We start from the raw sequence: 22377 nt of genomic DNA on the forward strand, positions 1-22377 counted from the left end.
CCTTCGACCAAAACGGTATTGATATCCCATATCCACAGCGTGTAGTGTATGTACAAAAGCAGGAGGATATCCTGCCGCCCTCAGAAGATACGGGATCCTCTTCATAAAAAACACATATTTATAGTATCTTAAACGACCTGCAGTCTATATAAATAAAACAGGCGGAAGGTGTCATGAGTTGCTCATGACACCTTCCGCCTGTTTTATTTATATAGACTGCAGGTCGTTTAAGATACTATAAATATGTGTTTTTTATGAAGAGGATCCCGTATCTTCTGAGGGCGGCAGGATATCCTCCTGCTTTTGTACATACACTACACGCTGTGGATATGGGATATCAATACCGTTTTGGTCGAAGGTATCTTTTACCTTGGACATGGTGGCATAGTAGACTGATAAATAGTCGTGGTTCCGTACTCGTGGATAAGCGGCAATGCGGACAGAGTTATCGGCAAATTCCTTTATGCCAATTTCTATCGAAGACGCATTGAGAATGCGCTTGTCTTTTTGAAACACTTCCTTGAGCAGGTCAATGGCTTTATGGTGATCATTGTTATAACTGATGTCAAATAAGAAGGGAATATATCTTTCTTCCAGATAGGAACTGTTCGTTACCTGTGATGACGTAATAACCGAATTGGGAATAAAAACGGCCTTGTTATCTTTGGTAATGACTGCGGTGTTCAACATCTGTATTCCTTTGATCGTGCCTTCAATACCACTGATGGATACCCAATCGCCGGCCTTAAAAGGTTTGAATATAAGAATTAGCAGACCTGAAGCAAAGTTTGAAAGATTACTCTGCAGCGCTAAGCCTACTGCCAGACCAAAGGCACCGAAGGCAGCCAGAAAGGAATTTGTCGGAATACCGGCCTTATTCATAGCAGATAAGACAACGAGGGCCATAATACCATAGTAAATAATTTGACTGACGAAGGTATTTACTGTCGTATCATAGTTAGCATGAGTCATCATTTTACTGACCAGATTTTTGAGAAATTGAGCTAAATACCGGCCGGCAATAAAAATAATAACGGCATAAATAACATCGGGGCCGTAAGCTAATATAAAATCTTTTAATTGATCCAGTGCGGTCACGCTTTGGTGAACCTGCTGCTGAACGTCTGCCGTAACACTGTTGGCTGCTGCGAATGTCATGGAATATGTTCCTGCCTTTCATTAGATGGGTATAAAGCTATTCTGTCGAATAAGAAGGGCCTTTTAGATTACGTTGGTAAAAGCGCAAATCAAGCCAGCGGCCAAACGTAAAGCCTGCTCTATGAATTACTCCGGCCTTGTAAAATTTCAGCTTTTCATGGAGGGCAATACCGGCAGCGTTGCTACTGTCTATGCCAGCGACGATAATCGCATATTCCTGTTTTTCAGCGATCATGATCAGCTTGGTCATAAAATCCAATGCGATGCCCCTGCTGCGGTAATCCTTGCAGACATATACGGAATATTCTACCGCATAGTTATATGCCGGCCAATTTTGAAAAGTATCAAAGGTAGCAAAACCAGCAATTTCGCCGTTTTCTTCAGCAACTAGCAATAGCCAGCTTCCTTTTTATGTCATTATAATATATTTTATTGTACCTCTTTATAGGAGAAGTTGCAAAAAAAGAGAATAACCTTGACTTCTAAAAAAATATCAATCATAAGAAAGCACACAACGAAAAGATATATTGCATTTGTATTATGCCAACACAATATTTGCAAATATATATCAAAACCTGTTATAATAGATTTGTAAAACTTTATCATATACTAATATGATGAAAATGTAAATACTTTTTTTGTTATTTTTGGGGGTTTTACTATGAAAACTATGTACCCGAACCGTTGTGAAAATCGTTGGATCGGGCGTAGTGATTTCGGCAAGTGGCAGTGGAATGTTCTTCCCCTGCACATGAACCAAAAACGAACGACAAGACGGTATTACAGCGCATACTTAGGCGGCCTCATGCAAATATAGTAGTTTTGTGTTTGTATGGAGGTCTTATTATGGGCAGAAAAAAAGCGCACAGAGAAGAGAAGCGGTTGTTGGTTTTATCAGCGAGTATGATGGGAATTGTAGCGATTGGTGGTACCGTGACAGGGATATTGAGCGATTCTCAGGCTATCCTGCTGGACGGAATTTTTTCTTTTGCGGCGATTATTATCAAGGTTCTGATGATGGTCACATCAGATTTGACGCGGCGTGAGTCGAGCCGGCAGTTTCAGTTTGGATACTGGCAGTGCGAACCGGTGGTCATGCTTCTTGAAGGGTTGTTTACGGTATTTATTGTCATATACGCACTGGGAGCCGGCATTGCCGGTATTTTTTCGGGTGGGCATACTATGTCTTTCCAGCTGGCGTTTTACTATGCTGCTTTTTTTACAATAGCGGATTGGCTGTTTTATTTTTATGTCCATCATACGAATAAAAAGGTGCAGTCCTATTTGGTATATTATGACAATGTGAGTTGGTTTGTCGATGCCTCGCTGGCAACGGGGCTGTTAGTCAGCTTTGGCTTGGTACGGATTATGGAGCAAACACGATTTGCTTATTTGGGCGTCTATGTGGATCCGGTTATTATGATCGTGTTGGCGCTGCAGATGATCCTGCCGGCCATGAAAATTCTGACACCTGCAGTAAAGCAGCTGCTGGGAGTGGCTCCGGCTGAATTGCACAATCATGTGCAGCAGGTAATGGATGCTGCAATGAAGAGATATCATTTCAGCGATTATGTTTCCAGCGTGCAGGTATTCGGCCGGGCTAAAATTATAGAAATAGATATTTTGTTGCCGAAGGATTATCCGGTTCAGAGCGTAGTAGCATTGGATATGATCCGCAATGAAATTGATGCATCCCTGGGATATTCCCGGTATGAAAAATGGGTGACGATCAGTTTTACGACAACGAAGGACTGGATGGCTAAAGATTATGATTTAGCCGAAGCCGGTTAATCGTGTAAATGGGAGGTGCACACGGCAATGAATGCAGCAGAACGGTTTACAGGGTGCATGTTAGGCGGCGCCACGGGAGATGCCTTGGGATATCTCATTGAATTTGACGATTTGAAGACTATTCGTAAAAAATATGGTCCCTATGGGCTTCGGACAGTACTAAAACTGGAAGCCAACGGAAAAAAGGGAGTCATTTCGGATGATACGCAAATGTCCCTGTTTACAGCAGATGGGCTGTTATGGGCAGACCATGACGGAATAACGCCACAGGAAGGATTATATCGTTCGTATATGCGCTGGTACTATACGCAGACAGAACGTATTGTCAAACCGGAACAGATGTCGTGGATGAAAGCGCAGGAGCATGAACAGGAGTGGGGCTATGATTTGATGAATGATGAAACGCTCTTTGTTCGCCGGGCACCTGGACGGACCTGTTTGATTGCGTTGGCTTTGGGGAAATGCTTTGATAAAGAACACAAGGCCAATAATAGTAAAGGCAGCAGTACTGTAATGCGGGCAGCCCCTATCGGGCTTTTTTATTCCGGTGATCCAGAAAAGGCATTTGCCGTAGGCTGCCAGTCCGGCTGGCTGACACACGGTAATCCTGCAGCTTATTTGGCGGCAGGGACTCTCAGTGCGATTATTTCCTTTTTGACTCAAGGGCGGGAATTGAATACTGCTCTGGCAGGAAGCCTGGCAATTTTACAGAAACAAGAAAATAATACCGGTCTGCTGAAGGGGATTCTGCGTGCGATTGATGAAGCCGTTACGGATAGAAATCCTGTTCATTCTATGAAAAAAATCGGGCAGGGATGGGCTGCTGATGAGGCCATGGCTATGGCTATTTATTGTGTCTTAAAATCCGAAACACTGAAGGATGCCGTTATTATGGCATGCAATCAGGATGGGGACAGTGATACCTGCGGGGCCGTATGCGGCAATATTACGGGAGCTCTTTATGGGGCGGCTGCGATTCCCAAAAATTGGCTCAGCAATCTGGAATGCCTGGATCTTCTGAAAAAAATGGCCGGATGCATGTATGAACGATCTTTACATACGACAGAAGACGATTCACTGGCAGAAATGTAACAGAAAACAGAAAATTGGTTTTTGAAAGATAAGCGCATCCTTTCATGTCGGAGATATAAATGATATGGGGGGACGTGCTTCTTTTATATATCGGGCAGGCTAGTTGCTTTGCCTGCGGTCTTTTTATTCTTCGTCAAAGAGTGGATTGACATCCTTTTGATTCTACGTATAATGAGACATGAAATCATACACCGCAATACATGTTGCTTTAAGAGGAACGGCTGCGGATAAGGAGGGATTGGTATGATAGAATCCATTGACAGAGCGCTGGCTATTTTGCAGTTGTTTTTGCAAGAAGAGGCGCCGTTGAGTGTTACGCAGATCAGTAAGGAAATGGGTCTCCATAAAAGCACGGTGAGTCGCACGATGGATACGCTGGAAGGACGCGGTTTTGTGCGTCGGGAGGAAGATACGGGAAAATATTGGCTGGGACTGCAGGTGTACTCGCTGGGCATGCTTTTTCGTGAAAAAGAACCATTTCAGAAAATGGCGTATCCTTATGCCAAGGCACTGGCACTTCAGTGCAATGAAAGCGTTCACATGACAACCTTTGCCAAGACGAACATGCCGTATCCACAGCATGTGATCCTGGAAAAAATCAAATCACCGCAAACTGTCGATATGGCACCTCCTGCCGGGGCTATCCGCCCCAGCTACTGCGCTGCATCCGGAAAATGCCTGCTGGCATTTTCGAAAGCGTACCGAGATCAGTATATTGGCTGCAAGCTGAAAAAATTCACAGAATATACTATTACCGATTGGGAGGAGCTGCTGACTGAATTGGATCTTATACGAAAACAAGGGTATGCTGTTGAACGGGAAGAAGTGGAACTGGGAATGACCTGCATCGCTGCACCTATATTTTCCAATGGGGATGTGATTGCCGCCATCAGTGTATCCGGACCTGTTTCGCGAGTCACAAGGGAGGTGCAGGAGACGTTTATACAGGCTGTGCGGAAGACTGCATCAGAAATTACGCAGGCTATCCGATAAAGTAAAGTAGCAATGAGAACTATTTGCCATAAAACACATGCTATAAAAGAATGGATGATATGTATTTGACGAAAACTCTTTTTATGGTAGAATAAATATGGATATATCTATACTTTTATTATGTCTGCTATGTCTGATAAGAAAATTTTTTTATTTTTATTGCACATGGCGGTGTGGGAGCGTAATAAAGAGATATACCAGAATTTGAGGCGAAGAGTATGAGTAGCAGAATAGATACCGTAACGGAACCGATAACCGTTACGAGGCATCCGTATAAGACACGGGAGGGAGGCGCGACGGTTACTGTTTTTGTGCCGTATAACTGCCGTAATCACTGCCCGTTTTGCATCAATAAAGAAGAATATGCTGATATGACCGGATTTTCAGCAGATAAGATTTGTGACAGCATTATCCGGATGGACGCGATTACTCCGTCCTGTGACTTTGTGTTTACCGGCGGTGAACCATTTGCCAATATAGACTCGCTGCAGCGTATGCTGGATATTATTCCGCCGACGCACAAGGTATATATTAATACGACTCTTCCTGTGTCTGAGTTCCAGACGGAGGAGGATATTATTGCGTTTACGGAACGAAATAAAGATAAGATTACGTGCATTAATGTTTCTCGGCATATGCAGCGGTATGTCGTTGAATCTAATGACCAACTGTTGAGCCGGTTGGCTGTACCGTTTCGGATTAATTGCGTCTTGTATAAAAATTATGATCCCCGGCAGCTAATGCCATATTTAGACCGGTTCCACGAAATTCCCGGGGCGTCCATTCAATTCCGTTTTGATTATACGGAAACGACTCCTGACAATTTATATGATGAGCGGCATGATAAAATCCTTCGTGATCTGAAGGCTATTGCCGCATATACCGGTCTGGACGGTTGCCGTATGCGCTGTGGATTTCATTTTGATTACAAGGGGATGGAACTGACATATCATAAAACACTGCCGTACAGCACGATTGTGGAAAAAGATATGAAAAGCGGTCTCACGTATGATGTTTTATATGATATTTTAATCAAACAAAATGGGGATATTCACTCTGATTGGGACGGTACGATCATGAATGTGGAAGCATACCGGCAAGTTGTGTTCGAGCCTTATGACTTAAAATGGTTGCAGCGGTGCGGACATGCCCGTATGTCCTTTTTGAAATCAGCATGTGCAGTTATATAAATATGATAAAGAAACAGCCTGGCAAAGACGGAAGCATACTTTGCCGGGCTGTTTTGAATATGATACAATGTTATAAAATGTAGTTTCAGAGGATACAAAAGGGAGGAACAGTTGTGGCAGTAACAGTCTTATTTGGAAAAGGCGGCAGCGGCAAAACGGCCCTCTGTTATTCGCAGATCAGAGAGTGGGAAGAGCAGGGAGGGAAGGCCTTGCTGATCGTCCCGGACCAGGCGACATATGGGGCAGAACGGCGATTTGCGGAAACCATGCCGGGTAAAGGTTTTATGGGTACGCAGATTGTAGGTTTTTCCCGACTGGCATATAGGGTTTTTCAGGAGCAGGGAAAAGAACATGACTCTTTGTCTGAACTGGCCCGGAAAATTATTTTGCAACGGCTGCTGCGAAACCATGAAGAAGAATTTACGGTATTGCAGACCGCCGCCCGGCAGCCTCATTTCGCTGCCACTGCCGGCCGGTTTATTTGGGAATGCCGTTCGTTCCGCATCGGTCCTTCTGAACTGCGCCGGGCAGCTGCAGCACTGGAAAATGGAACACTGGCTCGCAAATTGCGGGATATTGCGCTTTTGTATGAAGGGTATACAGCGTTTCTTCAAACTCATTTTGGCAGTGCCGATGACATGATGACTCTTTTGGCACAGGAAATCTCTAACTATACATTTTTGCAGGGAGCCCGGATATGGGTTGACGGTTTTCAATGGTTTACGCCGCAGCAGCTGGCAGTACTGCAATCAGCTGAAAAAGCCGCCGCCCACATGACAGTCACTTTGACGATGGATGCGGATAACATTTCGTCTCAGGCCAGGGAAACAGCCTTGTTTCATCGGCCGTATGAAGTGTATCGGGATTTGCGGCATGTGTTTCCGCATTTGGAAACAGCTGTGGCTGACGCAATGCCGGGTAGCGGCATACGAGAATTTGCCGGGGATTTTTTCCGGGTAGTGCCAGCTGTGCGTCAAACGCCCGTGCCGGGACTTGCGGTTCTTGAGTGCAGTAATCGCGAGGTGGAAATAGATGCCATTGCCCGGCAGATCAGACGATTATCCCGGCAGGGATACCGGTACCGTGATTTTCTCATTCTGGTCAGAGCGAGTGATATGTATCAGCATGTTGCCGAACGAGTATTGGCAGCCTATGAAATCCCTTGCTTCAGTGATTACCGTCGGCCTATGACCGCTCATCCGGTAGCAGAGGCCATTGCGGCGTTATTGGAAGTATTTCAATCGCGCTGGGCGTATGAGCCGCTGTTCCGGCTGCTGAAGACGGATTTGTTTCCTTTAAGTCGGCAGGATGTGGATGAATTGGAAAACTACTGTTTGGCATACGGTATTCAGGGGAGTCATTGGATCAACGGCAGAGCATGGCAGTATGGAAAAAATGACTGTGAGAATAAGAATGACTGGCTGTCTCATATTAATGGTATCCGGCAGGCTGTCTCTGATATTCTTATGCCCCTATGGGAGACTGCGCAGAAACCACATACTTTACGGGAATGGTGTACATTATTATACCAATGGCTGGCGGCTATGAAGGTGCCGGAAACTTTGAGTGGCTGGCAGCAGGAGGATGAAGCAGCAGGACGAGCTATGGAAGCTAAGGAGCACGAACAGGTATGGAAGCGTGTAGTTCTCTTTCTTGATGAAATTGTCCGTCTCTGTGGCGATGATGTGACGACGTTAGATGAGTTTTCTCAAATTATCGAAGATGGTATGGGTGATCTGAAATTCAGTCTGATCCCGCCGACGTTGGATCATGTAACGCTGACCTCTGTTGAACGCGGTTATACGATGCAAGCTGCGGTAGTATTCCTATGTGGCGTTAATGATGGCATATTTCCACAGTATAATGGTGAAGACAGCATTTTAAATGATACGGAACGGCAGCGGCTTGGGGGCCTGGGTTTGAAATTAGGGCCTGGCAGCCGGTTTCGTTCGTTTCAGGAAAAGTTTTTGTTTTATTTGGCTGCGACACGAGCCGCTGACAGACTGTACATATCCTATGTTCTGGCTGATGAAGACGGCGGTGCCATGGAACCGTCTTCCTGGATACGGCAGATTATTGAACGGGGATATGTTACGGCTTTGATTCGAGAAACGGGTGATCTGGCCGGTGGCAGTGAAGCGGCGGGCATTGTTGCGCTGCCGGCGGCTTTGACCTATCTGCCTGTTATGCTGCGGCCGGCTCTTGAAGGGAGGCCGGTCGCGGACGTATGGTGGGCATTATATGATTGGGCTTGCGGGCATGGCTGGAAGGAACAGGCTGTGCGGGCTGTGCTGGGCCTATTTTACCGTAATGTGCCGCAGCGACTTCCGAGTGCTGCGGTACGTAAATTATATATGCCGGACGGCAGGCTGCGCGGTTCTGTGACAAAATTCGAACAGTACCGGACGTGCCCCTTTGCTTATTTTTCCCGGTATGGTCTTTTGCTGGAGGAACGTCCCGTATATCGATTTGCCGCGCCCGATTTGGGAATGCTTGTTCACGGCGCATTGCGGATATTGGGGGATGAACTGCTGGAAAAGAAGCAGCAGTGGCACGACATACCGGCGGACTGTATTTCGGTGATGTGCCGTGCGGCAACGGAGCAGCTGGCACCGCAGGTGCAGCATGATATTCTTATGTCTAATGCCTATTTTGTACAGATTAAAGAACGACTGATCCAAACGCTGACGAGGACGGTGCGCCGTCTTTGCGAATTCAGTGCCGCATCCGATTTTCATATGGAGGGATTGGAAAAATCCTTTGGACGGCAGGACAGTCCGTGGGAAGCGCTGCATTTTCTGCTGTCGGACGGAACGGAAGTCATCGTAACCGGACAGATTGATCGTGTCGATGCGCTGCGCCTTGGGGATAAAAAGTATGTTGTTATCATAGATTATAAATCAGGACGCAAGCAGCTTGATCTGAGTCAGGTCTTTACGGGGCTGGAGCTGCAGCTTTTGACATATATGTTTGTGGCGCTCCTAAATATGGGCAGCGATGCTGTCCCGGCGGCTGTTTTATATTGTTATGTCCGGAATGATAAAACATCTCTTAATCATATGGCAACGGAAGAAGAAAAACGAGACCTGTATAATAAAAACAGCAGGCTGAGTGGATTCTATCTTGAGGACAGCGAAGTTATGCAGGCTCTTGATACGTCATTGCAGGGATATTCTGCGTTTTTGAATCTTCATCTTAAAAAAGACGGTTCGTTGAGCAATATGTCCCGCAATATATATAATGAAGAAGGATGGCAGCATTTGTTGTCCCTGGCTTCACGGCGTATTTATCAGATTGCCGGGCAGATACGTCAGGGAGATATTTCTATCCATCCGGTACTGATGGGTCAAAATAGTCCGTGCCGCTATTGTCCGTATCATGCGGTATGCCGGTTTGATGTACAGATCAAGGATAATACCTATGCAGTCGTTGCAAAAACAGCAAAAGACGATATTATTAAAGAAATTTACAAGGAAGGAGATACTGAATATGGCATGGACTGAAGACCAGCAAGCGGCTATTGACAGCCGTGGACAGACGTTGCTGCTGTCGGCTGCCGCCGGATCGGGTAAAACCGCTGTACTGGTCGAACGCATCATCAGGCGTCTTCTTGATACAGAGCATCCCATCGATATTACGGAGCTGCTGGTCGTGACTTTTACGAAGGCCGCGGCCGCGGAAATGCGGGAACGTGTGTCGGCTGCACTGACCCAGGTTTTATCCAAAACAGGTGATCCGGCGGTAGAACGGCAGCTGGCGCTGCTGCCGTCGGCACATATTTCGACGCTGCACGCCTTTTGCCAGGATGTGATCCGGCGTTATTTCTATACGATTGATCTGGACCCGGTCTTCACGATTGCCGGTCAGGAGGAACTGAATCTTTTACGCCGCAGTATAATGGAGAACGTGTTTTTATCCTACTACGAGGATGATCAAAAAGCATCTGTGCTGTATCCGCTGGCAGATATGTTCGGCAGTGACCGCGGTGATGATGTCCTCATGGATACGATCAGCCGCATGTACGAGTATTCCCGCAGCATGCCTTGGCCGCGGCGCTGGCTGGAAAAGGCGGCGGCTGCATATGATGTGCCCCGGGAAGCCGATTTAGACGATATGCCATGGTGTGGCCCTGTAAAAGATCAGATCAGGCGCAGTGTGGAAAACCAGATTCATATGTACCGCCAGGTACTGGCGGGGATGAAAAAACGGCCGGCACTAGCTGCGGCATATGAACAATTTGCCGTGGAAGCGGCTGCGCTGGAACAATTGTATGGCTGCTCTGCGTGGGGGGACATGCAAAAGGCGGCGCTGGCTGTCGAGTTTCCACGTTTGAAAGCTGTGCGGAAACTGTCGGATGCGGACAAAGAATTCTGGGAAATTTGTAAAAAAATCAGAAATGATGTCAAAAAGGAAATAAATGAAACAGTGCAAGGCGTTTATTTTTCGGCATCTCCGCAGGATTGGCTGGAAGGAATACGGGCGATGCATCCTGTCATGACAGGTCTGGTATGCTTGACAGAGGATTTTGCAGAGGCCTATAGACAGGCGAAAAAAGAAAAAGGCTGGATAGATTTCAGTGATTTGGAGCATTTTTGCCTGCAGATCCTGCTGCGGGAAGATGCACAGCCTGGCAGTGCTGATGCGTCGCCGGCGGCAGAAGAGCTGCGCAGCATGTATAAAGAAGTGCTTATTGATGAATATCAAGATACAAACGGTGTGCAGGAATTGATTACGCAGCTTATTTCCCGTGAGGATAACCGCTTTATGGTCGGAGATATGAAACAAAGTATTTATCGGTTTCGTTTGGCCGATCCTAATTTATTTTTGCAGAAATATCGTACTTTCAGCCGGGAGATTGGTGCGGCTCAACGCTGTATTGATTTATCAAAAAATTTCCGCAGCGCGCCGGGAATTCTGGCGGGGGTAAATGAAGTGTTTGCTGCTATTATGACGGAAGCGGCGGCCGGTATGGCCTATGGGGAGCGTGAACGGCTCTATGCCGGACGAACGGAGCCGTCCGATCAGGATTGGATCGGGGGATCTATCGAAATCCACTTACTGGATACGGGAGACCGCGATGTGCCGGACGATACTGACGGTTCTGACGAGCGGGAATTGACGGCCTTTGAAAAGGAGTGTGCTCTCGTGGCCCGACGTCTGCAGGATATGAAGGCATCCGGGAAAAAAGTAGTTCGTAAGGATGGTAAGATGGAACCGGTGACGTATCACCATATGGTGGTTCTCCTGCGGTCCATGGCCGGCAAGGCTGATGTCATGCTGCAGGCGCTGCAGGCAGCGGGAATTCCTGCTTATGCTGAACAGAACGGCGGGTATTTTGCGGCTATTGAGGTGCAGATCATGATGGCGCTGCTGCGTTGTATTGACAACCCGGAACAGGATCTGCCGATGGCGGCAGTACTGCGTTCCTCACTTGTCGGATTGGATGAAACGGCACTGGCTGCACTGCGCCTGTCCGGAGAAGGAACGCTGTGGCAGAATTTGCCGCTGTATATGCAGACCATTCCTTTTGGAAAAGCACGAGATTGTCTGGAAAATTTTTGTGCCCGCCTGCAAAACTGGCGTACCTTCAGCCGGAGAAATGGTGTTGCTGAATTACTTCAAAAATTGTATGCCGATACGGCCTATTATGAGTATGTGGGCGGTATGCCCAATGGTACGGTACGGCAGGCCAATCTGCAGGCTTTGTACGATCGAGCAAGACAATATGAAAAGTCGGGATTCCGCGGTATTTTCCGCTATCTGAAGCTGATAGATAAAATGAAAGAAGATGGCCTTGACCTGGCACCGGCCAAAGTGATCAGTGAAAGTGAAGATGTGGTTCGTATTATGAGTATTCATAAAAGCAAGGGTCTGGAATTTCCCGTCGTAGTTATTGCCGATATGGGGAAACGCTTTAACCGGCAGGATATGCAGGCACCTGTTTTATTTCATAATATGCTGGGGATTGGCCTGAAACAGTACGATGCTTTCTGGCGTATGCTGTATCCCACTTTTATTTGGAACGGCATCAGCGCACAACTGGCATGGGAAAGCACAGCTGAAGAAGAACGCGTGCTTTATGTTGCGATGACCCGGGCCCGAGATAAACTGATTCTGACAGGACACGGCTCGCATCTGGATGTGGATTGGAGGCGCTGGCAGAGCGGCAGCAATCCCGCTCAGGCCCGCTCCTATTGGGATTGGGTCCTGCCGGTAGTAGCTGGAACGGCCGAAGGACAGCAGCTGGCGGACGCTGTCGGAAGTGCGCAGGCGGTACATTGCCGTTGTGGCTTATGGGAGCTGTTTGCCAGTCCCGGCACTGCCGGTCCCGACGATATGATAGAAGCATTGCGAGATGAACCGCGGCTGGAGAAGCTGCGTGTCGGAGATCTTACCGGTACGGCAGTACCGGTTTGGATGGAAGAAGCATTGTCTTGGCAGTATGAGTATGGACAGGCCGTACAGACACCGGCAAAATTTTCTGTATCAGAAGTTAAACGCCAATATGGCCTGCTCCATGCGGATGAGCTTTTGGAGGAAGATCAACTTGCTGTGCAGGATGTCCCGGGGACCGGACGGTCTATTGGAGAAAATGACGTATTCCGGCAGCTGCCGCCGTGGCTCGAAGAGGAAGCCGAACAAGTAAGCGGTGCCCGCCGGGGGACCGTGACGCATAAAGTTATGCAGTATCTGCCGGTTCGGCCGGATATGACGGAGCGGCGCTTACGAGACTATCTGGCTCAGTGGGAGGGAGAAGGTTTGTTTACGGAAGAAGAGACGGCACTGGTGTATGTGCCCGCCGTTCTCCGTTTTTGCCGTTCTCCATTAGGCCGGCAGATGGCCCGGGCTTCAACGGTGTATCGCGAATACCCCTTCAGCGTCCTCCTGGCTGGAGGCGGGGCATATCTGCCGGCGGTAGAAAAAGGAGAACAAATTTTGCTGCAGGGCGTCATCGACTGCTTGTTCTGCGAAGGAGAATCATGGATAATAGTGGATTACAAAACAGATCATTTGGCCAATGAAGACGCATTTAGGACACGATATAGCGTACAGCTGGATCTGTACAAGCGGGCTGTTGAACAAATTCGCGGTATTATTGTTCGGGATATATATATATACAGCTTTTATCTGCAGCAAGAAATACGGATTCCGTATTAGCATTTTGATGTGATGAGTGTAAGGAGGTACTTATGGGAGTATTTGATGTAGTCGGGCCGGTAATGATAGGGCCGTCCAGCTCGCATACGGCAGGGGCGGCGCGCATTGGGCTCATGGCCCGCGAAATCTTGGATGATGAACCGGTGGAAGCACAGCTTACCGTGTATGGATCTTTTGCCAAAACCTATAAGGGACACGGAACCGACAAAGCGTTGGTTGCCGGACTGCTGGGATTTTCCGCCGACGATGTCCGTCTGCGGACATCCTTTGATATTGCAGCACAGCAAGGCCTGAAAATAGTTCTCAGCCGTTCTGATGACGAAGTAGATCATCCCAATACGGTACGCATTGCCATGACCGGAAAAACAGGCCGTAAAATGGAAATTCTCGGCGTATCTTTGGGTGGGGGAAAGATTGAAATACGGGAAATCAATAAGGCTGTCGTTGCCCTCAGCGGTGAAGAACATACTTTGATCACCATTCATCGCGATCAGCCGGGAATTATTGCGCAGGCTACGACAATCATGGCCATCGGTCATATCAATGTATCCAATATGCGCGTGTTCCGCAGCGCCAAAAATGCGACAGCCGTAATGATTGTTTGTACAGACAGTCCTGTACCGGTGGATATGGTTAACATGATCAAAAATATTTCGGCAATTGAAAGCGTGATTACGCTGTTGCCGCTGTAGGAGGAATTATGTATACGTATGAATATAAAACCTTGCATGAATTAGTAGCGCTGGCCGGTAAACACCATCTTTCTTTGTCAGAAATCGTTGTCCGGCATGAAATGGAAACATCGGAACAAACGGAAGAAAAAGTACGAGGTGTTATGGCGTCACGTCTTCAGGTATTTCATGAATCCATTGAAGCTGGATTGCAAGACCAGGGAAAATCCGTCAGCGGGCTTGTCGGTGGTGATGCCTATAAAATGCTTCAATCTCCGGCAAAGCTGCTGGGATCCCTGTCTCGTAAAGCGGCTATCTATGCGCTGGCCGTCAGTGAAGCGAATGCCAAGATGTTTAAAATTGTTGCCTGCCCTACGGCTGGATCCTGTGGTATTGTGCCGGCCGTTATGACGGCCGTAGCCGAAGAAATAGGAACGGATCAGAAGGTTAGTGTCAATGCGCTGTTCACGGCAGCTGGCATCGGCGCGGTTGTGTCACGCAATGCTTCTGTTGCCGGAGCCGTTGGCGGCTGTCAGGCTGAATGCGGTACGGCCGCCGCTATGGCTGCGGCTGCTGCGGCTGAAATGGCTGGCGGGACGAATGATGAGATAATCAATGCGTTTGCGCTATGCATGAAAAATACGCTGGGCTTGGCCTGTGACCCTGTGGCGGGGCTCGTGGAAGTTCCTTGTGTAAAGCGTAATGCCTGTTATGCCGTTATGGCGGTCAGTGCGGCAGAAATGGCGCTGGCAGGGATTCGCAGCGTCATTCCTCCAGATGAAGTTATCGAAGCTATGGCTGAAATCGGCCGCATCATGCCTGTAGCGCTGAAAGAGACCTCTGACGGCGGCTTGGCTCGGACTGCGACAGGAAAAGCGATTGCTGCACGGCTGGAACAGGATATGCAGGAATAATAAAAACATAAATTCAAAAAAATGTAATGAAATGTTTAAAATAATTTTATTTGTAATATAATAATAAATGAGTACTTTTATTTCTATGGAATAAACGGCGAAACGCCGATTTGGAGAATCTACGAAGGCCACGGACATCCTCTGCTGAAGATATTTCTCACCCGTGCGAAGTACGACGGCAGCATGGATTTTACCTATAACGGGCAGAATCAGGTATTGGATATAAACGAAGTTACTGCGGCAGACGGCAAGAATGCCTACAACAATGCCAATATTAAACCAGTCTGCAACTGATTTGGACAGCCGTATTGATCGCGTAGGCGCCGGTGCCGCCGCATTGGCTGCGCTGCATCCTCTGGATTTTGATCCTGACGCGAAATGGGATTTTGCGGCTGAGTATGGCAATTATAAAGGTGCTGATGCGGTAGCGGTGGGCACCTATTATCGCCCTAATAGAAGATACGATGTTCAGTGTAGGCGGCAGCTTTGGCGGTGGGGAAAATATGATCAATACCGGTATCTCTGTCAAGCTTGGCAGCGGCAGTAATCATGTTTCCACCTCACGGGTAGCGATGGCGAAAGAAATCAAGGACATGCGCAAAGAAATGGAAGCGATGAAAGCAACAATGCTTGATGTTCATACGGGGAAAAAATTTGATGCATCCAGGCTTCAGCTGTTTCCTGATATTCCGAAGAATCACTGGGCGTATGAATACGTAGCGGTTTTAGCCGGCAACGGCATGATCAAAGGATATCCTGACGGTACGTTTAGCGGTGACAGGCCAATGACAAGATATGAATTTGCGGCTATGCTGTATCGGGCCATGCGTAATGGAGCGACTCTTTCTGATAAGCTTTTAGCTGAATTTGAACCTGAATTGGAACGCTTTACTGTGGATACTATTCATAAAGATAAAAATGGGAATCCGACCGTTGAACGGGTGCGTGTCAAAAAGTAATAAAGAGACGCAGCTGATAGTTTTATTAGATAGATGATAGAAACATATATTTTATAGTTGATAAGATAAAAATGAAAGAACAGCCTTTCACTCCGGCCATCTGCTGAGTAAAGGTTGTTCTTTTCTCAATTTTGAAATATGTCGTAATTATCTTATTTACTTTACATAAAATATAGTATAAAATATATTGGAAATGTAAGAGAAATATCGTAAACAAGGCATATAATGAAATAAAACCAGGAAGACGGTACTATAATCCGCTCCGTTTAAAAGAAATAGGGGGAGACGCTGTTTTCACTGCAACGCTGCTCCATATGCTGCGGAATTTTTTTAGCGTGTCTTTTGTTCATACAAGGGCTGTCAATAACATCCGTTGATAGGGGGGCAGTATATTTTTTATGATATGTGTTATATGTGGAAAAAAATTTGAAGCTTGCCGGTCAACGCAGAAGTATTGCAGCGCTGCCTGCCGGCGGTATGCTAACCGGCATGGCGGCAATGACCATGCAGAGTTTCCCGTTCCGGTAGAGAAACCTGTTATACGGGAATTTCGCTGTTTGAAATGCGGGAAAATAGTATATGTCACCGAACTGGAAGACTGCCGGTTGAAGTTTTGTTCTCAACGCTGTGAAAAAGCCTATTGGAAACATTCCAAACGGGTTTGCCCGCTTACGGTATATCGGGAATTTTGCTGTCGTAAATGCGGCAAACCGGTAGTTGTGACCGATCCGAAGGATCGCCGTACTGTGTTTTGCAGTCAATATTGCCGCACGCATTGCTTTGATCCGCAGAAAAAATATTCCCGGAAGAAAGTATAAATGTTTTCAGGAAGAAGAGGAACCATACTGCTTTTTAAATACCCTTGTATAAAGGGATATTGGTGAGTTATAGAAGAAGCGCAAAATATCTTGACAAGAGGTATTTCTATCTTGTACAATAAATAAAAATATAATTTATTTTTATGAAAAGTATTGATGGAAGAAAATAATGCTGCATGTATCTTTCAGAGAGCCGAAACCGGTGAGAAACGGCAGATTATGCAGTGTGAAGTTCCTTTCTGAACTGTGAGGCTGAATACAGTAGGCCGAACCGGTGTATCTGCCGTTATACAGGTCTAGAGTTGATCTGATTTCAGATAATCAGGGTGGTGCCGCGATATCTCGTCCCTTTCTTGTGAGGGGCGATTTTTTTATATATAAAAATTCAAGACAACAAAGGGGTGCAGGAAATGAATGAAACAGTAAAAAAATTAGTTCAGGAATATGGCAGTGAAATTGTGGAAAACCGTCGATATCTACATGCTCATCCGGAATTATCTTTTCATGAAACAGAAACGACACGATGGATACGAAATCGCCTGAAAAAGGCGGGGATTCCTATGCTGGAAGGAATCAGCGGCAACAGTACCGTAGGCTATCTAAAAGGCAGTAAGCCAGGACCGGCAATTGGTCTGCGGGCAGATATTGATGCACTGGGACTGGTAGAAGAGAATGACCTGCCTTATAAAAGTATTTTCCCCGGCGTCATGCACGGCTGTGGGCATGATGCGCATACAGCCATCTTGATGGCAGCTGCAGAATTACTGGCCCGGCATCAGGAACTAATAGAAGGAACGGTCTATTTTGTATTTGAACAGGCAGAAGAATTTCTGCCTGGAGGGGCGATTCAACTGGTCAAAGATGGAATTATGGACAAGATTGACTATATGTTTGCCATTCATGTGAATGCACTGAGTCCAATCGGTACGATCGACGTACATGAAGGCGTGCGTTTTGCTGCGGTGGGAACCTTTGATTTTAAAATTACTGGCAAGGGTGGCCATGGCGGATTTCCTCATGATGCCAATAATCCCCTTATACCGGCCGGAGAACTTATCAGTGCCATTCATCTAATTCCCGCGCTTAAGTGTGATCCGCTGGCGAATTGCACGGTGTCCGTTACCTACCTTCATTGTGGTATCGAAGGCGTAGCCAATGTCATTCCTGCCAACGTCAGTATGGGAGGGTGTGTCCGTGTTCTGGATACCAATCTGCGAACCTTTATTATGGAGGAAATCGAACGCCTCGGCAAAACCATTTGCGCCGCGCATCAGTGTGATATCAGTGTGTCGTTAGTATACGGATATCCGGCATGTGTTGTCCATCCCATATGTGCAGCCGTCATGCAGGAGGCTGCTCGTGATATGGAACTGGAAATTCTTGATGTACCACCCAGCCTGGGTGCGGAGGACTTTGCCTATTTCAGTCAGGAAAAACCGTCGGGAATTGGCTGGTTTGGCATGGCTGACCCAACCAAACAGCATGACCCTACACCGCATCATAATCCCTGTTTTTATCTTGAGGATGAAAATGGGCTGCCGCGTGCTCTGGAATATGTTCTTACGGTGTATTTGAAGGCTCTTGCCGCATATAAATAAACGTTTAAATATATATAGAAAAGAGATGATCCGATGAATGCGTTGCTTGCCCTTGCTCTTGTGTTTCTTGTATACTCCATTGGCGATTTCATTGCTGACAAGACGAAAGCTTTTGTGTCTTCTTTGCTTGTCTGCGCGATTATTTTTACGGTCGGGTTTTGGTTGGGTCTGCCGAAGACGATTTTTGCCGATGCGGGCTTGATCCCTTTTGCTAAAATTACGATTTGCATGTTTCTTATTCATATCGGCACAGCTATCCGAATTCGTGATTTTATCAAGGAATGGAAAACCGTGTTTGTCACTTTGTTTGCTACTGTGGCCGTTGCGGCGGGGGTATTCTTTGGCGGCCGACTTGTCATTGATGCGTATTATGCTCTGGTAGGCGCTCCGGTTTTGGCAGGCGGAGTTGTAGCGTATCTGGTAATGTCTCCTGTCGGCGATGTGCTGGGCCGGCCGGATGTCAAGGTATTTGCGGTGCTCGTTCTTGTATTTCAGAATTTTGTGGGGATTCCTGTTGCCAGTTACTTTTGCAAAAAAGAAGGCAACCGTGTGCGCGATATATTTCGGCAGGGCCGACTGCAGGCAGCAAAGACACCGCTGGGGAAAACGGGCGAAAAAAATACATTTCAGATATTTCATATTCCGGAGGCGTTTAGCACTCCCAATGTCATTCTTTGTAAGCTGGCTGCCGTATCCTATATTTCCCTACTGCTGGGACAGATGACCGGCCTGAGTTTTTTGATTTACGGTATGATTTTTGGTGTTATCCTTCATGAAATAGGATTATTGGAAGAAAATTGCCTGACAAAGGCGAATGGACTGGCCTTTGTGATGGCCGGAGCGATTGCGATGATTTTTGTGGGTCTCACTAATACGACTCCGGATATGCTGGTCAGTATGATCCTGCCTCTTTGTATTGTTCTGGTCGTTGGGACCATCAGTTGTTCTATTGTTGCGGTGCTTGCCGGCCGGCTTGTCCATTTTGATTGGCGGTTGTCTATTGCGATGGCTGTTACGGCGTTTTTTGGATTTCCGGGGACCTATCTGATTTCCTTAGAGGTTGCCAGGGCATGCGGGCAGACCCCGGAAGAGGAAAAAGCTGTTTTGGATTATATTATGCCCAAGCTGGTCATCGCCGGGATTGTTTCTGTATCTGTCGTATCTGGTGTGCTGGCAGGGATTATGGTACATTGGGTTTAATAAAAAATGCGGCACCATAAATGGCATCCGCATCTTTTTACGAAATATATTGTACCGTTTTGCCTGGTATTTGGCTATCGCGGATAAAACATGATGATCATGACGCCAATAAGGGCAATGGCTCCGCCAATGATATCAAAGCGATCCGGCGTGACCTGATCCACCCAATATCCCCAGAGAAGAGATAAAACGATAAAGATCCCGCCATAGGCGGCATAAACACGTCCAAAAGAGGCTTCCTGAAAGGTGGGAATAATACCATATACGATGAGCGTGACCGCACCTAGAAGAAACATGCCGAGTCCTTTGTCGTTTTTCATATATTGCCATATAAAATATCCCCCGCCGATTTCGCAAATTCCGGCAAGAATAAAAAATGCCAGTGATTTTAAAATAGATACCATTTGTGAAACTCCCTTCGTATATATAGTGTAAAATGAGAAAAATTATTGATTTTTAATATATGTAAAAAAAGACTGCCGCAGTATAGCATGCGACAGTTTTTTTTGCGATTCCCTAATGCCAGATATTACTTTTCTGCCATAGCAGTGCGGACAACACCGGTGTTTTTTTCATATACATTGATCCGGCTTTTTGCAAAGGCTGGCTGACCTTCCAAACGACGGTAAATAGTACGGCTTAATCCCGCTGAAACAGGTACATCCTTTGGCTGTTTCATAAAAGAAATGAGTAATTCCGATTCAAACTGGCTCAGCTCCACGCAACGTATTTTCATAGTTTCTTTTTCATCCCTTTGTGTTAAAATGTATTGCTACAACTACCACATATGGTTTTTTTTCTTATATTATTCTACTATAATTATATGTGTTTTACAAGAGATTTACGTGATGCGGCGTGAAATTTTGAAGTTTACAGCGTTGTTTTACTAATGCGGATTGTGCATAAACCAATGACAAGAAGGAAATTCTTGACAAAGAGGACTTTCCTTTGATACAATAAAGCCGTCAATTTCATAGGCGATGGAGTTCGCCTGTACATGACTATCGTGTTGATGACTCCTACCTTTTATATGGGGTAGGAGTCTTTTGATTTTTTATTCAGGAGGTATCGCTGTGGAAAAAGTACTGGCTGTCGCTGTCGGCGGCGGGATAGGATCGATGCTGCGGTATGGTGTGACCGTAGCGGCTAACCTGCATGGAGGCATTTCTTTCCCCTATGGGACGATTTTGGTCAATACCATCGGTTCGTTTCTTATTGGCATGCTCATGATGTATTTTGAATCGCAGACTCAATTATCACCGGCCGTGAAGTTATTTATTATTACGGGAATTATTGGAGGGTTTACTACCTTTTCAACGTTCAATATGGAATTTTTGACGCTTATTCGCGGCAATGCCATGTCTTTGGGGGTGTTGTATGGCGGGTTGAATATCGTTGGCGGTTTTATTTGCTGCTGGATTGGGATTGTACTGGGAGAGCTTTTATTTTGATTTTTATTCCCGAATCTGCAGATCGAGGATATCCGGGCGGGTATAGTGTCCGGTACTATCAAATTCCATATGGCTCATGGGGACATTATCCATGTCTAAATCCGCATAAATGATGGCCTCCTTGTTCCATACGGGCTCCGTCACATAATGTCCGTAGGGATCAATGATGCAGCTGCCGCCGACGCAGGTTTCTTCTTTCAGCCGGGAAATTTCATCCTGTGCCAAAAGAGATGACGGATACATGCTTTTTGTGAAGTATTGATCGACGTTGAATACGTAGCAATGCCCTTCAATGGCAATATGACGGATCGTATCCTGCCATTCAGGATTGTCATTGGTGTTGGGCGCAAGATATAGGGAAATACCCTTTTGATAGAGTGCGACACGGGCCAGGGGCATATAGTTTTCCCAGCATATAAGGCTTCCCATAGGTCCCCAGGGAGTCTGGACGATGGGAAAATACGTGTCTGGCGTATGCGAGTCAGCCCAGATATAGCGCTCTGCACCGGTAGGCTTGATTTTACGGTGTTTGGCGGCCAGCTGGCCGTCGGGAGAGAAAATAAGATTTGTGCAGTATAGCGAATAATTGACAGTGTCACGTTCTGTAATGCCGATGCTTACATATGCATGGGCTTTTTTGGCTGCTTCAGCAATACGATCCGTGTCGGCACTGGGAACGGTGACAGCGTTGTCATAATATAATTTCCAGTCTTTCCGGCCGTCGTCTGTACGGCTGCCGATGGTAAAGCCGAAGGTCAGTCCGTAAGGATAGCAGGGAATGATGGATTCGGGGAAAACGATAAGCTCCGCACCCTGTTGTCCGGCTTCAAGAATCTGGCAGGTGACTTTGTCAATAGAGGCCGTTTTGTCAAACATGACCGGTGATGCCTGCACGATCGCGGTACGCAGCTTTTTTTCTAATAATTTCATAGTAGAGACTCCTCGTATAATATATTTGTAAGCAAGATTTCCGCCTCGCTTACGGTGTAAAATAATTTTTCATGGGAACATCCTGATGCTACAATTACTAATAGAGATTGGTGGCCAGGGAACGTCTTTTTCTCCTTGCGGCCCGTCTTACGGTGACTGCTCAAAAAGCTTGACGCCTGCCTTAGTTGTCACATACTGCTTACACAGATATTGCGTCCCCGGGCGAGAATGGATCCAGCAACGTTGATTCTCACGGGTGAATGCTCATTCGCGAGGGTGCAGTCAGCCATTAAGATCAGGATAATCCCTGTTCACCCTTCTATCCTTAGCCGGAAAGGTGGTGTTTTGTTTGAAGAAGGCGGATCTTCTTTCTACTCTTTTTGTTGGGGTTGACATTGGCTCCCGCAGCCATGTTGTAGTACTCCTGGATTTTGAATCTCAGAAACCATTACAA

The 22377-nt window shown here is 46.6% G+C and carries 18 protein-coding genes, 1 pseudogene, 1 riboswitch and 1 other annotated feature; of the genes and pseudogenes, 14 read left to right on the forward strand and 5 right to left on the reverse strand.

What is annotated here, in order from left to right; all coding sequences use genetic code 11:
• Positions 1–252 precede the first annotated feature (252 nt).
• On the reverse strand, positions 253–1158 hold the full coding sequence (locus AB840_RS12585; RefSeq protein ID WP_048515197.1) for a mechanosensitive ion channel family protein: 906 nt from the start codon (positions 1156–1158) through the stop codon (positions 253–255).
• Positions 1159–1195: 37 nt separating this feature from the next.
• Entirely contained in the window at positions 1196–1552 is a 357-nt protein-coding gene (locus AB840_RS12590; RefSeq protein ID WP_053078186.1) for a GNAT family N-acetyltransferase, read from the reverse strand.
• 267 nt (positions 1553–1819) lie between these two features.
• Here AB840_RS12590 and AB840_RS17200 point away from each other — a divergent pair, with 267 nt between their 5' ends.
• From AB840_RS17200 to AB840_RS12650, 13 genes and pseudogenes are all read left to right on the forward strand, one after another.
• Complete coding sequence (locus tag AB840_RS17200; protein ID WP_159445828.1) at positions 1820–1975, forward strand: hypothetical protein; 156 nt, start codon at positions 1820–1822, stop codon at positions 1973–1975.
• 29 nt (positions 1976–2004) lie between these two features.
• Positions 2005–2949: a cation diffusion facilitator family transporter gene (locus tag AB840_RS12595; protein ID WP_048515198.1), complete on the forward strand. Its 945-nt coding sequence runs from the start codon at positions 2005–2007 to the stop codon at positions 2947–2949.
• 27 nt (positions 2950–2976) lie between these two features.
• Positions 2977–4041: an ADP-ribosylglycohydrolase family protein gene (locus AB840_RS12600; protein WP_048515199.1), complete on the forward strand. Its 1065-nt coding sequence runs from the start codon at positions 2977–2979 to the stop codon at positions 4039–4041.
• 243 nt (positions 4042–4284) lie between these two features.
• A complete protein-coding gene (locus tag AB840_RS12605; RefSeq protein WP_048515200.1) occupies positions 4285–5034 on the forward strand; it encodes an IclR family transcriptional regulator in 750 nt (249 codons plus the stop codon).
• A gap of 218 nt (positions 5035–5252) precedes the next feature.
• Positions 5253–6224: a 4Fe-4S cluster-binding domain-containing protein gene (locus AB840_RS12610; protein ID WP_048515201.1), complete on the forward strand. Its 972-nt coding sequence runs from the start codon at positions 5253–5255 to the stop codon at positions 6222–6224.
• Positions 6225–6337: 113 nt separating this feature from the next.
• Positions 6338–9727, forward strand: a complete 3390-nt coding sequence (locus AB840_RS12615) for a PD-(D/E)XK nuclease family protein (protein ID WP_048515202.1) — start codon at positions 6338–6340, stop codon at positions 9725–9727.
• Positions 9714–13382 carry a helicase-exonuclease AddAB subunit AddA gene (gene addA, locus AB840_RS12620; RefSeq protein WP_048515203.1) on the forward strand — a complete coding sequence of 1223 codons (3669 nt, stop codon included), beginning with the start codon at positions 9714–9716 and terminating at the stop codon, positions 13380–13382. Before AB840_RS12615 ends, addA begins: the two co-directional genes overlap by 14 nt.
• Positions 13383–13414: 32 nt before the next feature.
• On the forward strand, positions 13415–14074 hold the full coding sequence (gene sdaAB, locus AB840_RS12625) for an L-serine ammonia-lyase, iron-sulfur-dependent subunit beta (RefSeq protein ID WP_048515204.1): 660 nt from the start codon (positions 13415–13417) through the stop codon (positions 14072–14074).
• Positions 14075–14082: 8 nt separating this feature from the next.
• Complete coding sequence (sdaAA, locus tag AB840_RS12630; RefSeq protein ID WP_048515205.1) at positions 14083–14967, forward strand: L-serine ammonia-lyase, iron-sulfur-dependent, subunit alpha; 885 nt, start codon at positions 14083–14085, stop codon at positions 14965–14967.
• Between the two features lie 292 nt (positions 14968–15259).
• A pseudogene (locus AB840_RS16515) lies at positions 15260–15926 on the forward strand (S-layer homology domain-containing protein); the annotation flags it as partial.
• A gap of 398 nt (positions 15927–16324) precedes the next feature.
• Positions 16325–16744, forward strand: a complete 420-nt coding sequence (locus tag AB840_RS12640; protein WP_048515207.1) for a hypothetical protein — start codon at positions 16325–16327, stop codon at positions 16742–16744.
• Between the two features lie 144 nt (positions 16745–16888).
• Positions 16889–17097: a binding site (T-box leader), on the forward strand.
• A gap of 57 nt (positions 17098–17154) precedes the next feature.
• Positions 17155–18342, forward strand: coding sequence for a M20 metallopeptidase family protein (locus tag AB840_RS12645; RefSeq protein WP_048515208.1), 1188 nt, complete (start codon positions 17155–17157; stop codon positions 18340–18342).
• 33 nt (positions 18343–18375) lie between these two features.
• A complete protein-coding gene (locus AB840_RS12650) occupies positions 18376–19542 on the forward strand; it encodes a hypothetical protein (RefSeq protein WP_048515209.1) in 1167 nt (388 codons plus the stop codon).
• Positions 19543–19616: 74 nt separating this feature from the next.
• On the opposite strand, the gene AB840_RS12655 is transcribed toward AB840_RS12650, so the two are convergent.
• A complete protein-coding gene (locus AB840_RS12655) occupies positions 19617–19937 on the reverse strand; it encodes a YnfA family protein (RefSeq protein WP_200809984.1) in 321 nt (106 codons plus the stop codon).
• 134 nt (positions 19938–20071) lie between these two features.
• On the reverse strand, positions 20072–20278 hold the full coding sequence (locus AB840_RS12660; RefSeq protein WP_048515211.1) for a hypothetical protein: 207 nt from the start codon (positions 20276–20278) through the stop codon (positions 20072–20074).
• A gap of 231 nt (positions 20279–20509) precedes the next feature.
• Positions 20510–20571, forward strand: a riboswitch (Fluoride riboswitch).
• Positions 20572–20615: 44 nt separating this feature from the next.
• Between AB840_RS12660 and crcB the strand changes: the two genes are divergently transcribed.
• Positions 20616–20993 (forward strand): fluoride efflux transporter CrcB, encoded by a 378-nt coding sequence (gene crcB / locus AB840_RS12665; protein ID WP_048515212.1) that lies wholly within the window; start codon positions 20616–20618, stop codon positions 20991–20993.
• Between the two features lie 3 nt (positions 20994–20996).
• On the opposite strand, the gene AB840_RS12670 is transcribed toward crcB, so the two are convergent.
• Positions 20997–21923, reverse strand: a complete 927-nt coding sequence (locus AB840_RS12670) for a carbon-nitrogen hydrolase family protein (protein ID WP_048515213.1) — start codon at positions 21921–21923, stop codon at positions 20997–20999.
• Positions 21924–22377 lie beyond the last annotated feature (454 nt).

The organism is Megasphaera cerevisiae DSM 20462, assembly GCF_001045675.1.
GTDB classification, from domain to species: domain Bacteria; phylum Bacillota; class Negativicutes; order Veillonellales; family Megasphaeraceae; genus Megasphaera; species Megasphaera cerevisiae.

What these genes read in the sequence shown, in the direction of transcription:
- AB840_RS12585 (WP_048515197.1), bottom strand. Translation starts at nt 1,158, where the DNA reads ATGACATTCGCAGCAGCCAACAGTGTTACGGCAGACGTTCAGCAGCAG.
- AB840_RS17200 (WP_159445828.1), top strand. Translation starts at nt 1,820, where the DNA reads ATGAAAACTATGTACCCGAACCGTTGTGAAAATCGTTGGATCGGGCGT.
- AB840_RS12595 (WP_048515198.1), top strand. Translation starts at nt 2,005, where the DNA reads ATGGGCAGAAAAAAAGCGCACAGAGAAGAGAAGCGGTTGTTGGTTTTA.
- AB840_RS12600 (WP_048515199.1), top strand. Translation starts at nt 2,977, where the DNA reads ATGAATGCAGCAGAACGGTTTACAGGGTGCATGTTAGGCGGCGCCACG.
- AB840_RS12605 (WP_048515200.1), top strand. Translation starts at nt 4,285, where the DNA reads ATGATAGAATCCATTGACAGAGCGCTGGCTATTTTGCAGTTGTTTTTG.
- AB840_RS12610 (WP_048515201.1), top strand. Translation starts at nt 5,253, where the DNA reads ATGAGTAGCAGAATAGATACCGTAACGGAACCGATAACCGTTACGAGG.
- addA (WP_048515203.1), top strand. Translation starts at nt 9,714, where the DNA reads ATGGCATGGACTGAAGACCAGCAAGCGGCTATTGACAGCCGTGGACAG.
- sdaAB (WP_048515204.1), top strand. Translation starts at nt 13,415, where the DNA reads ATGGGAGTATTTGATGTAGTCGGGCCGGTAATGATAGGGCCGTCCAGC.
- sdaAA (WP_048515205.1), top strand. Translation starts at nt 14,083, where the DNA reads ATGTATACGTATGAATATAAAACCTTGCATGAATTAGTAGCGCTGGCC.
- AB840_RS12640 (WP_048515207.1), top strand. Translation starts at nt 16,325, where the DNA reads ATGATATGTGTTATATGTGGAAAAAAATTTGAAGCTTGCCGGTCAACG.
- AB840_RS12645 (WP_048515208.1), top strand. Translation starts at nt 17,155, where the DNA reads ATGAATGAAACAGTAAAAAAATTAGTTCAGGAATATGGCAGTGAAATT.
- AB840_RS12650 (WP_048515209.1), top strand. Translation starts at nt 18,376, where the DNA reads ATGAATGCGTTGCTTGCCCTTGCTCTTGTGTTTCTTGTATACTCCATT.
- AB840_RS12660 (WP_048515211.1), bottom strand. Translation starts at nt 20,278, where the DNA reads ATGAAAATACGTTGCGTGGAGCTGAGCCAGTTTGAATCGGAATTACTC.
- AB840_RS12670 (WP_048515213.1), bottom strand. Translation starts at nt 21,923, where the DNA reads ATGAAATTATTAGAAAAAAAGCTGCGTACCGCGATCGTGCAGGCATCA.